The following is a 10885-nucleotide window of genomic DNA, read 5'->3' on the forward strand; positions in this document are numbered from 1 at the left end:
ACCATCGCCGGGAACCACCCCCACACTCCCACCCCCACCCCCACCAACACCAACACCACCACACATATTGTCGTTTTAACCACCCACACAGAGCAATACAAACCCCCCAGCACCACCGGCAAAACAATCAGGCACTCACCGCACATCGCGTTCAGGTTCCCCCGAGATACAAACGGATATGGCCACCAGTCAAACAGACTGCACAACCAGATCTCCGACCACGGCTACCCCAAAGAAAGACCCCCTGGAAATGCGCGAACGTGCCGTGCGCATATACCACACATCCAAGCCCAGGCCAGCGAACAACCCGCCGGCCCCCGAAACAGGCGCACATCCCAAGACCCTACCCAGCTAAATCCACCAGACCGAGGCCAACCACAGTCAGCACGACGACCGACTGACCAGCGACGAACGGAAGTAACTCGCAGCTCTACGCAACGACAACTCCCAACTCAAACAGTCGAACGCGACCCTCGAAACCGCCACGAATTCTTCCGCCCAGAACCTCGACACCATCCCGAGCATTTACTGACCCTTTCCCGGTAAGCGGTGATGGCTGTGTTTTATGACGTCCACCGATAAGGTGGCCGTGCGCAGCGATAGGTGGCCACGCGCTCCTCGCCGGTCATCCGACCTGAAAGCTTGTCGGCGGAGCCCCGCGGGCTCGCGCAGGCCGCCATGGTCAGCAGCGTTCAGACCGATGAGTTTCTGCGCGCCACGGCGTCCGAGGCATGGGGACGGTCGCGTCTCCCGCCGAATCGGCCATCAAGGTCGAAGAGAGAGTTGGTGTGCGATGAAGCTGGTTGTGCAGGAGTTCCTGACGCTCGACGGTGTCTCCCAGGGGCCGGGGTCCCCGGACGAGGACACCAGCGACGGGTTCACGCGGGGCGGCTGGTTCGTGCCGCACCTGGACGAGGAGTTCGAGCGGCTGGCCGGCACCTGGCTCGGCAAGGCGGACGCGTTCCTGTTCGGCCGCCGTACCTACCAGAACTTCGCGCGGGACTGGCCGAAGATGACCGACCACCCCTTCGTCGGCATCTTGAACGGCCTGCCGAAGTACGTGGCCTCCCACAGCCTGACCAAGGCCGAGTGGAATCCGACCAGGATCCTGTCCGGCGACGTCCCCGCCCAGGTCGCCGAGCTGAAGCGGCAGCCCGGCCGGGAACTGCAGATCCACGGCAGCGCCCAGCTGGCCCAGTCCCTGCTGGCCGCCGGGCTGATCGACACATTGCGGCTCGTGATCGCCCCGGTCGTGGTGGGCCAAGGCCGACGCCTGTTCCCGGACGGCGGCGCACCGGCCGGCCTGCGGCTCGTCACCCATCAGACGACACCGGGCGGTCTGTCGGTGCACATCTTCGAATCGACGGGGCTTCCGGAGTACGGGACCTACGGGGCCGACGCGTAGGCCCCTGGTGCCGGACAGGCACCGACGGAAGTGATCGCTGGTCGAACCCCCCTCACCCCGACTGGCGATCGCTGATGATCCCATGTACACGTTCCGCCGGAGTCGCGGATACCGCGGCCCACGCGGCCAACTGTCCGTGAGCGAAGTGGCCAGGCACGGTTGAGTATTGGTCCACGACCTGCGGTTCCGCGGCGGGGCTGGCCACCTATCGTTGAACGTCGCATGTGTGATCGTTTAGACGGTGCGGTCGTATTCGATCTGGAGCAGGACGAGGGCGGCGACGGTGATCCGAATGATGCGGCCGGGGTCGAGGCTGACTCGCCGCAGGGCCTTGTACGTGGTCTTGAGCAGGGAGTTCGCGCGCTCGCAAACCCCGTGGATGCCTCGGATGACCTTGTTGAAGGTCTGCTGGAATTCGGTGAGTTCACCACCCGCGGGCTTCTCGACCGGGTGGCGGACGCCGTCTCCGGCGTCCCCATAGCCGACAGGCATGCCCTGCACGGACAGCAGCACCACCTGTGCACGTCGCCAGGTCACCACCCATCCCGTGCCCCCTGCGGATGATCCGCAGCAGGCGCCTATCCTCATCGTCATCGATCTCGCGGACGCGCACACGTTCAGCCACCCGCACAGCTTGACGGAGATCGTTGTCCGGTACGCGCACGCCTTCCGCCTCGGCACGGCCATGAACCGATCCCCTACCCGTCGGTGACGGCCTTCTCAAGGAGCAACGTGAGGATCGACTCGGCATGTGTCCACAGCAGGGCGCCGCCGATCTCCGGCACGACATGGCGATGTGCACCGGGCATACGGGCAGCAAGCAGTGCTCCGTTATCGGGCGAGTGGCTGGTGTCCTGCTCGCCGTACCAGATATCGACCGGGACAGTGATCTCGTCGAGGGCGAATGGCCACCGCCCCATCGCCAGGACCGTGTCGCGGGCGTAACCAGCAGCACCTTGAATAAATGCCTCGTTCAAGGCCCTGCGGTAACCAGCCGCGAAATCAGGATCCTGGTACACGGCAAGGTCGCACCCTGGGCTCCCGGCCATGACCATGTCCCACATCGCGTCCGCAGTGAAGCCCGCGAAAAACTCCTCAGCGCCGGCCGGATCGCGCACAGTTCGCTCGACGAGACCACGCAGGTCCGCCTCCAGAACAGAAGCAAACTGCGGCGCGGCGACCTCGTCCGCACCAGAGACAACAGCCAGTGCCGAGGCGACCCCCTCCGCAGCGCAGGCGAGAGCGAACGGTGCACCTTGCGAGTTCCCGACCACAACCGGGCGCTCCAGCCCTCGCAACACACAGAGTTGCTGCATGTCCCCAGCGAAGTCAGAGAAGGTCCGCCCGGGGGCGGGCGTCGAGACACCAAGCCCCGGACGATCCACAGAGACAAGGCGCACCCCAAGCGCCTCGACAACGCCTGCGCCGAACCCGAGCCACCGGCTCGTAGCCGCACCCGGACACAACAGAACGGGCACTCCGTCCAACGGCCCCCACTCGGCCCAGCCAAGCAACCGCCCATCAGACAGAGCACTCTCGCCCAGCCGGGCAGGAACGTCGACATATCCAGTCATGATCAACATCATTGGCTATGGGCAGGGTGTCCCGCACCCGACTTTGGCCAGCGTCGACAAGGTGCCCGCCCGTCCGCATTCCTGTCAAGCGAAGCAGCCGGGCGGGCTCCGTGGATCACTGCTACCGACCGCAGCGGACCGCAGTCCGCACCGGCCCCACTCCGCCTCAGGACAGCCGCGAACCGTCACCTGATCGAGGGGTGGGGCCAAAGCACGGGTCTGGCACAAGTTCCGTGGGGCTATCACCGTCGGTGATATCAGCGATGTCTGGTGAGACGGTGGAATTTCGCTCGTCCTCGCACATATCCGTGTCGGAGCTCTGCCCGCGTCTCTGATCGTCACGGGGGATTGCACGTAGAGGGTGCCTGCGCGGGACGCTCGTCGGCTACCGGATGGGGAGGTACCTGACTGCTGTCGCGCCGGCCCGCGCGCTTGGGTTGACCCAGGACAACTCCGGCTAGGACCAGGACCAGTCCGCACAGTTGCTGAACAGTCAGTGCCTCTCCGGCGACAGCTGTGCCGAGCAGGACGCCTGTGACGGGGTTGAGCAGTCCGATCAGTCCGACGGTCCCTGCTGGCAGGCGCCGCAGTCCGGTGAACCAGGCGGTGAAGGCCAGCGCGGTGGCGACCAGGGCGACATAGCCGAACGCGAGGAGCGTCGGCATCGAGAGCGCGGGCGGAGGGCCCTCCACGGCAGCGGCGACCGGGAGTAGGAACAGGCCTCCGGCGGTTAGCTGCCAGGCGGTCGAGGCGAGCACATCGGCACCGGCACTCCACCGTTTGGCCAGGATGTGCCCGAAGGACGACGCCAACATGGCGGCGGTCGCGGCAAGGACTCCCGGCACGCTCACCCCTTCCGTCCCGGTGAGCAGCATGAGGCAGACCCCGGCGAGTCCGATCGTGGCGCAGGCAAGGTGGGCGGTCCGGGGCCGTTCGGACACCAGAGGCCAGGCTATGAGCATCATCGTCAGCGGGGACACCGCCATGACGGTCGAGGCCACGCTTGTCGGAAGCAGTTGGGAGGCGGCGTAGACGAGGACGAAGAACACGCTCATGTTGAGCAGCCCAAGCACCGCAGACCGCCACCACCACGCGCCACGCGGTCGCTGTCTGCGCAGGGCGAGCAGGACCAGGCCGGCGGGCAGCGCCCGCAGAGCGGCCCCGTAGAGCGGGCGGTCGGGCGGCAGGAACTCGTGTGTGACGAAGTAGTTGGTTCCCCAGGCCACCGGCGCGACTGCGGTCAGTGCCACCCAGCGCAGATTAGCTTCCATGGAAGTTAATATAACTTCCCAGGAAGCTATCATGTGCTGCATGAAGCACGGTGAACCGATGGACCGCGTGGCCCGCATCCAGGCGGACTGGCGCCGTGAGCGCCCCGACGTCGACATCGCCCCGCAAGGAGTGATCGGACGGCTGCACCGGCTGGCCGACAGGCTCACCGAGGAGCTCTGCCTCGTCTACGGCCGCTACGGCCTCAGCGAGGGAGAGTTCGACGTCCTGTGCGCGCTGCGCCGCGCCGGGGATCCCCACGAGCGGGCACCCGGTGAGCTCGCCGCGCACACTATGGTCACCACCGGCGCAATGACGAAGAGAATCGACCGCCTGGAGCAAGCCGGACTCGTCACCCGCCGCCGTGCCGACGACGACCAGCGCGGCCGGATCGTCGCCCTCACCAAACCCGGACGTGAACTGATCGACCGAGCGTTCACCGACCATATGCGCAACGAACGCCACCTGCTGGATCTACTGACGCCCACCGAGTCCGAGTCACTCGAGACGCTGCTTACGACCTGGCTCTCCCGCATGGAGCATCCGCGTCCGTCCCGCGGCGAGTGACCCGCCCCCGGGCTGCGACCAGCGCCTTGGCAGCTCGGACGGAAGTCCTCAGGAGCAGAGCAGGACCCGCTTGCACAGGAGGCCAAAGCCGGCGCGGCCGAACATCTGCCGTTTGAGCATCTTGATCCGGTTGACTGCTCCTGCGACCGGGCCGAAGCTTCAGCCGGTGGTCAGCCCAGAAGTCACCACGTCGGAGTCGCTGTTCAAGCCGGCGGCGAAGCTACTGATGCCGAGCAGGTCGGCGTCGGTGGCCTCGCCGATCCACTCCGGCAGGCGGGTGCCGCTGAGGGTGGTGAGCATCTCGGCGAACGAACTGGTCAGCTCTGCGGCGAACGCCAGTTCGGGCAGTGGTCGAGCACGGCCGCACACCACCGAAGCAGCACCGGGTGATCAGCCGGTCGACGGCACTGCACCACCGACATGGAAGGACGCCCGCCGACGCCTCACCGACCACAAGGGGCGGCGGCAGCGGCCCTCAACGGACCGGATCGAACCGTCCGGCCTCCAGACAGCAACGGTCTCCCGCTGCCGCTGCACCACGATCCTCACCCCTTTGGACCTGTCTCAACGCACCTGAGCGGCACAGGCTGCGGAGAGCCCGGTACTCGCAGACGGGTGCTCAGGGTCCGGTGCGCCGCACGGAGAAACCGGCTGGCGGCACCACCGGTACCGCGCCACGTGCCGACTCAACAGACACCCGCCGCAGCCCGGGTCACGGGGCTTCAGCCGTCCGAGCCCGCCCACCACGGCACACGGGACAGCAGCGAACACCTAAGATGGCAAAGCCGATGTACAGGGCACCAGGTACCCGCCGCGCACCCGTACCACCGCCCCGAACAGGCACCCGCCCACAGGCGCCCCCATGCCGGAAACCCCGGCCCGATTCCGACGGGCCGGGGTTTCCTTGTGGTGCAGGCGGCTCTGTCAGTACTCGCCCTCGTCGCCGCCGTAGCCCTCGTCGCCGCCGTAGCCCTCGTCGCCCCGGCCGCCCCGGTCGCCCCAGTGGTCGCGGACCACCCGGAAGCTGCCCACGACACCGTTGCGGACCATCACGCCGCCGCGGATGTGGCGACGGGTGAAGACACCGTTGCTGGTGCTCCACGGGCCGACCGTCGCGACCGGGGAACCGTTGTCGCAGGTCGCGCCCTGGAAGAACTCAACGGTCCGGCGGCTGTCGTTACGGACGTTGAAGCTCTTGGCACCCAGACCGCTCACCACCGTGATGCAGCCGTCCTCCCCACGGGCGGAGTACGACCGCTCGTTGATGAAGATCCGACCCTCCCGGTGGAAGCGGAATTCCTTCTTGCCACCACGCTCGTTACCGCCGTAGCCGCCGTAGCCGCCTCCCTCGTTCCCCTTGCCGCCACCGCCGTTCCCGTAACCGTTCCCGTTACCGAACCCGTTGCCGTTGCCGAACCCGTTGCCGTTGCCGAACCCGTTCCCGTTCCCGTTGCCGTTCCCGTTCCCGTTGCCGTTCCCGTTCCCGTTCCCGTTCCCGTTCCCGTTCCCGTTGCCGTTGCCGTTGCCCTTCCCGCCGTCACCACTCAGCGGAGCAGCCTGCTGAGCGGACGCAGCAGCCGGAGCCGAGCCGGCAGCCGAGGCATACGTAATGCCAGTAGTAGCCAGAACCGCTGCGCCTACTACGGCAGCGGTCACAGCGACAGTGCGCGTGGTCATGTCACTTCTTCCTGTCTCAGAGACGTCGGCTGGGCAGCCGACCTGAAACGAACGTACTTACAACCCCCTTACCTGTCATATCGGACAGATCCACAGCGCCCCACCACAGGGCCGACCGGGTGTAAACACCCCACCCCCCACACCCTTCACAATCAACTGATACATCGTCAAATAACAACAAAATAAGCCCTCCTGGCACACCACTAGCCCACCCGAGCGACAAACCCCCGCCCCCTCACCCACCCGGCAGCACCCCACCCCAACCCACGCCAACCGACCCCAACCCACCCCACCACCACCACGCTGAACACCCATCACCCCGAACACCCATCACTCACCCCCGACCGATACCTACGTCGGATGAGCCCGACAGCAGTGCGCCCAAGCCCGAGGCAAGAGCGGGTATCCATGACGTCCCACACCTCTCAGGAAAGCGCCCGGCCACCCACTGCCCGGATCTGGTCCAGCTCGCAAGACTTCGGACGCGGAGTGGGAGCGGCTGCAGCCGTTCCTGCCGGTGAGTGACGGTAGGTGCGGGCAGTGGCATGATCACCGGCAGGTGATTGACGGGGTCCTACACCGTGTGCGGCCCGGCGTGCAGTGACGTGATCTGCCGGAGCGGTTCGGCCCATGGAGGACGGTCCATGAACGCCACCGGCGGTGGTCGGCGGACGGCGCCTGGGAACGTCTTCTGCAGCAGGTCCAAGCCGCGGCCGACGCCGTGGGCGAGATCGACTGGGACATTTCGGTGGACTCCACGATCGTGCGCGCGCACCAGCATGCGGTCGGCGCCCGGACCGAACTGCCGCCGGCGCCGGTCGCGTCAAGGGGGACGAGGCGGCAGAACACCAGGACGAACCGTCGTGGCAGGTCCGCCTGGTGGAGGTGGTGAGCGAGGTGAGGGCCTGGGCCGCTCGCGCGGCGGCTTCACAAGCAAGATTCATCTGAGTGCCAATGGCCGCTGCCGTCCGCTGTCCCTGCTTGTCACCGCAGGACAGCGAGCAGACTGCACCAAGTGCGTGCCAGTGCTGGAGAAGATTCGCGTTCCCCGCCTCGGTCCGGGCAGGCCCTGCAAGAAACCCGACGGCGTCGAGGCAGACAAGGCCTACAGCAACGCCCCTGCCGCGAGTACCTGCGGCGCCGGGGCATCCGGCGCACCCTCCCCGAGATGGCCGACAGCCAGGCCGCCCGCCTGGGCAGAGGGTCACGAGGCGGAGGGCCACCGGACTTCGACGAAGACCGGTACAAGAAACGCAACACCGTGGCGCGTGCCGTCAACAAGCCGAAGAAATCCCGAGCTGTGCCTACCCGAGACGACAAGCGCGGGTACGTGTTACTGGGACCTTCACGGCCGCCGCAGTGATCATCTGGTTCCGCTCGTGATCGCCTACGCCGGAGGGGTACCCGCGCACAGATGCGTGGTCAGAAGATGGCCCAGACTTCCCTTGGAAGATGGTGATAGACGTCGTCCATTGCGTCGGCGGGAAGGAAGACAGGACGCGTGAGCAAACGATCGCCGGCCCGCTGCACGCACAGCACCACCCCAAGAGTCAGCGATCCTGCCTCTGCCCCGGGCATATAGAAGAGCTCCGTATAGGGTTCCCGGCTCTCAGCACGTTCGAACAGCCACTCCTCCAGATCGGAGGGCAGCCTGCCGACCAGTGCCGCACCGTCCGCGAGAACCTGCGGTCCCCGCAGCGCGTCGACCGAGACCCCGCACAAGCACTCATCCGCCGCGAAGTAGAGCTTCAGGCCCACTTCGGGGTAGGTGTGGCACGCGATGTTCCAGCATGAATCGTGCTCGCGCACAGCGGCAGCTGCAGTCCCTGCTGGTCAAGATCACGGCACGCGAGCAGGCAGTCACCTCCGAGGCCGAACAGGTCCGCACGCATATCGACGAACTGACCAGCCGGCTACGCGAACTGGACCAGGAGGCGGAGTATCTGCGGATCACGCGGAAGACCGCTGTCGGCTTCACGGAGGACCTCGCTGAGAAGCCAAGCCCAGGGCTGCCGGAGCATCCGGCCTACCAGCAGATCCGGGCCGCCTTCGCCGAGACGCGGCAGCCGATGCGAGCCCGCGACCCGTGCCAGGCCCTCGACCTGGACATCATCCCGAAGAACATCGAGAGCACGCGGCACAAGCTCAAGCGACTCGTCGAGCCCGCCATCCTCGCCGAGCCCGAGCCTGGCCTGTTCAGCCAGCCCCGCCCGTGAGTCCGTGGCAGCCCTTCTCGCGCTGGGTCAGACGTGCTCGACGATCACATAGACGGAGTTGACCCCGCGCGCCCGAGCGACAGCGACGGAAGCGGTGTTGGTTCCCTCGGCTGGTCCCTGCGCTCCGCGCCAGGAACTGCCCGGGAAGCTCCAGCCGAAACGCTGCCCTTCCCCGCTGGCGTCCCAGCTGACAGGTAGGCCCGGCGTGAGTGGCCCCACGTTGAGGGTCTGAAGGAGGGAAGTCAGGCCGGCGTCGGGAACCTCGAAGTGAAGGAAGAGGGTCCCCTCAGGACCGATCAGCGATTCTTCGTCGTGACTCCTCCCCCTCGTAAACGAGGGGGCTTCTCGCTATGCCGGTTGGGCTTCGCGACGGACCAGCCCGGCCCGTAGAACGTTCAGGGCGCCCACCGTGTCCGCGTGTGCCTGGTGGCCGCACGAGACGCAGTGGAACTTCTCCTGGGTGGGCCGGTTCTCCTTGGCGGTGTGCCCGCACCGAGGGCACCGCCGGGAGGTGTTGCGGGGGTCCACGGCCATCACTTCCCGTCCGGCGCATTCTGCCTTGGCGGTGAGGATCGTCAGGAACACCCCCCATCCGGCATCAGCGATCGAACGGTTCAGCCCGGCCTTGACGGCGGCCCCGTTGGGCAGGAAGCCGCCCGGCGTCGCGGGATCCGGCTTCGGGGCCGGGGCCTTGCTCATGTTGCGGATCCTTAAGGCTTCGTGCGCGATGAAATCGTGGTCACGCACCAGGTTCAACGCGCTCTTGTGCGCGTGGTCCAGGCGCTGACGGCGGACCTTGCGGTGCAGCCGCGCCACCACCTCCACGGCCTTACGACGGCGCCTGCTGCCCCGCTTGCACCGGGCGAGGGCCTGCTGCGCGGCTTCGAGCCTGGCGGCGGCCTTCGCCCCGTGACGGGGGTTGGGCACGAACTCGCCGCCCGAGTCGGCCAGGAAGTTCGTTATCCCCATGTCGATGCCGACCATGGAACCGGTCCGGGGAAGCGGCTCAGGCGCGGTCTGCTCGGCGGTGAGGATGACGAACCAGCGCCGCCCTTCACGCTTGACGCTGACCGTCTTGACCTTGCCGACCACCGGCCGGTGCCGGTGCACCTTGACGTGCCCGACGCCCTGGAGGCGGACGCGGGTGACGGGATCATGCGGAGTCGAGTCCCAGCGGCAGCCGTCACCGTCCTTCGGGAAGTCCACGGTGTCGAACCGCTTGCCCGAACGAAAACGCGGATACCCCGGCGCCTGTTCGGCCTTCACCCGCCGGAAGAACGCGGCGAACGCCTTGTCCAGCCGCCGCAACGTCGCCTGCTGCGAAGAGAACGACCAACGGCCCTGACGCTCCAGGTCGAACGCCCGGATGTCCTTGAGCTGCGCGGACTGCTGCCCGTACCGAACCGTCGTCCTCGAGCTGTGCCGATAGGCGTCACGGCGCTCCTGCAACGCTCCGTTGTAGAGCGAGCAGTGATCACGCAGCATCTCGGCGAGCGCGCCCTGCTGGCCCACGGTGGGCCGCATGAGGAACTTGTACGCACGGATCATCCGGCCCACCCCCCTTCGGCTGTCGTGATCAACATAGTGCAGGCCACTGACAACGCAGCGAACTTTGGCGCTTCGCGCCTCCGGGCCGAGGATGCGTTTCCCTCCCCGGCTGAAGCCGGGGATACCCCACGCAAGATCACGGATGGAAGCGCACGTCCGTCGCCTGGTCGGGCAGGCTCACGCCGTAATGCGCAAGTACGGTTGCCAGCGAACCGTCGCCATAAACCACGTCGTCCGGCTCCCGGAGATAGTCGTGCGGGTCTGCTTCACCAGGAAGCAGGAGCCAGGCGGCGGCACCCGCCAAGATTGCGATAACGACTACGCTCAACGCGCCATACCGCCAACGGGCCGAGCCCCGCTTCCCCTCCGACATGCGCCTATCCAAGCGCGCAATGATCCGGAAGGCCACCTCGCCGACGAGTAGACCAGCGTGGTCGCCTGATACTCGCGCAGACGAGCAGTCGCGCCCGCCACCAGCCATAGGCTCACCCAACCCAGCCCTGAAACGGATGATCACTCACGAACCGCCCTCTCAGCTTGACTCTGTCGGGGATCTTGGAATGAGCGGTGTCAACTACCGCTGCTTCTCCAGGACTTCGGCCGGTGGATGTTGTGCTGGTCCAGGTAAT

10 protein-coding genes and 3 pseudogenes are annotated in these 10885 nt (G+C 66.7%); 4 read left to right on the forward strand and 9 right to left on the reverse strand.

The genetic code is table 11. The features are described 5' to 3' along the window. Window positions 1-793: 793 nt before the first annotated feature. Window positions 794-1405: a dihydrofolate reductase family protein gene (locus ACNPQM_RS42530; protein WP_418088207.1), complete on the forward strand. Its 612-nt coding sequence runs from the start codon at window positions 794-796 to the stop codon at window positions 1403-1405. Between the two features lie 234 nt (window positions 1406-1639). Here the strand turns inward: ACNPQM_RS42530 and ACNPQM_RS42535 are convergent. The 4 genes and pseudogenes from ACNPQM_RS42535 to ACNPQM_RS42550 form a co-directional block, all read right to left on the reverse strand. Next, window positions 1640-1888: pseudogene (locus ACNPQM_RS42535) on the reverse strand (transposase family protein); the annotation flags it as partial. Beyond that, window positions 1889-2030, reverse strand: a pseudogene (locus tag ACNPQM_RS42540) (IS630 family transposase); the annotation flags it as partial. It abuts the pseudogene before it with no gap. Window positions 2031-2103: 73 nt separating this feature from the next. Next, window positions 2104-2979, reverse strand: coding sequence for an alpha/beta fold hydrolase (locus ACNPQM_RS42545; protein ID WP_418088208.1), 876 nt, complete (start codon window positions 2977-2979; stop codon window positions 2104-2106). A 338-nt stretch (window positions 2980-3317) separates the two neighbouring features. Next, the gene (locus ACNPQM_RS42550) at window positions 3318-4250 is read right to left on the reverse strand and encodes an EamA family transporter (RefSeq protein WP_418088209.1); all 933 of its coding nucleotides are present in this window, start codon (window positions 4248-4250) and stop codon (window positions 3318-3320) included. Between the two features lie 40 nt (window positions 4251-4290). On the opposite strand from ACNPQM_RS42550, the gene ACNPQM_RS42555 reads away from it, so the two are divergent. Beyond that, window positions 4291-4815: a MarR family winged helix-turn-helix transcriptional regulator gene (locus ACNPQM_RS42555; RefSeq protein WP_418088210.1), complete on the forward strand. Its 525-nt coding sequence runs from the start codon at window positions 4291-4293 to the stop codon at window positions 4813-4815. A gap of 159 nt (window positions 4816-4974) precedes the next feature. Here ACNPQM_RS42555 and ACNPQM_RS42560 read toward each other — a convergent pair whose 3' ends face one another. Together ACNPQM_RS42560 and ACNPQM_RS42565 are read right to left on the reverse strand one after the other, a co-directional pair. Next, the gene (locus tag ACNPQM_RS42560; protein ID WP_418088211.1) at window positions 4975-5184 is read right to left on the reverse strand and encodes a hypothetical protein; all 210 of its coding nucleotides are present in this window, start codon (window positions 5182-5184) and stop codon (window positions 4975-4977) included. 555 nt (window positions 5185-5739) lie between these two features. After that, window positions 5740-6492, reverse strand: coding sequence for a hypothetical protein (locus ACNPQM_RS42565; RefSeq protein WP_418088212.1), 753 nt, complete (start codon window positions 6490-6492; stop codon window positions 5740-5742). Between the two features lie 448 nt (window positions 6493-6940). Between ACNPQM_RS42565 and ACNPQM_RS42570 the strand changes: the two are divergent. Then, window positions 6941-7875 (forward strand): annotated as a pseudogene (locus tag ACNPQM_RS42570) (IS5 family transposase). Between the two features lie 39 nt (window positions 7876-7914). On the opposite strand, the gene ACNPQM_RS42575 reads toward ACNPQM_RS42570, so the two are convergent. Beyond that, entirely contained in the window at window positions 7915-8301 is a 387-nt protein-coding gene (locus ACNPQM_RS42575; RefSeq protein ID WP_418088213.1) for a hypothetical protein, read from the reverse strand. Between ACNPQM_RS42575 and ACNPQM_RS42580 the strand changes: the two genes are divergently transcribed. Then, a complete protein-coding gene (locus tag ACNPQM_RS42580) occupies window positions 8283-8708 on the forward strand; it encodes a hypothetical protein (protein WP_418088214.1) in 426 nt (141 codons plus the stop codon). The genes ACNPQM_RS42575 and ACNPQM_RS42580 overlap by 19 nt on opposite strands. Window positions 8709-9056: 348 nt before the next feature. Here ACNPQM_RS42580 and ACNPQM_RS42585 read toward each other — a convergent pair whose 3' ends face one another. Both ACNPQM_RS42585 and ACNPQM_RS42590 read right to left on the reverse strand, forming a co-directional pair. Further along, window positions 9057-10256: an RNA-guided endonuclease InsQ/TnpB family protein gene (locus tag ACNPQM_RS42585; RefSeq protein WP_418088215.1), complete on the reverse strand. Its 1200-nt coding sequence runs from the start codon at window positions 10254-10256 to the stop codon at window positions 9057-9059. 136 nt (window positions 10257-10392) lie between these two features. After that, the gene (locus tag ACNPQM_RS42590) at window positions 10393-10629 is read right to left on the reverse strand and encodes a hypothetical protein (protein WP_418088216.1); all 237 of its coding nucleotides are present in this window, start codon (window positions 10627-10629) and stop codon (window positions 10393-10395) included. Window positions 10630-10885 lie beyond the last annotated feature (256 nt).

It is taken from the genome of Streptomyces sp. NPDC056231 (assembly GCF_048270745.1).
In the GTDB taxonomy this organism is placed as follows: Bacteria; Actinomycetota; Actinomycetes; order Streptomycetales; family Streptomycetaceae; genus Streptomyces.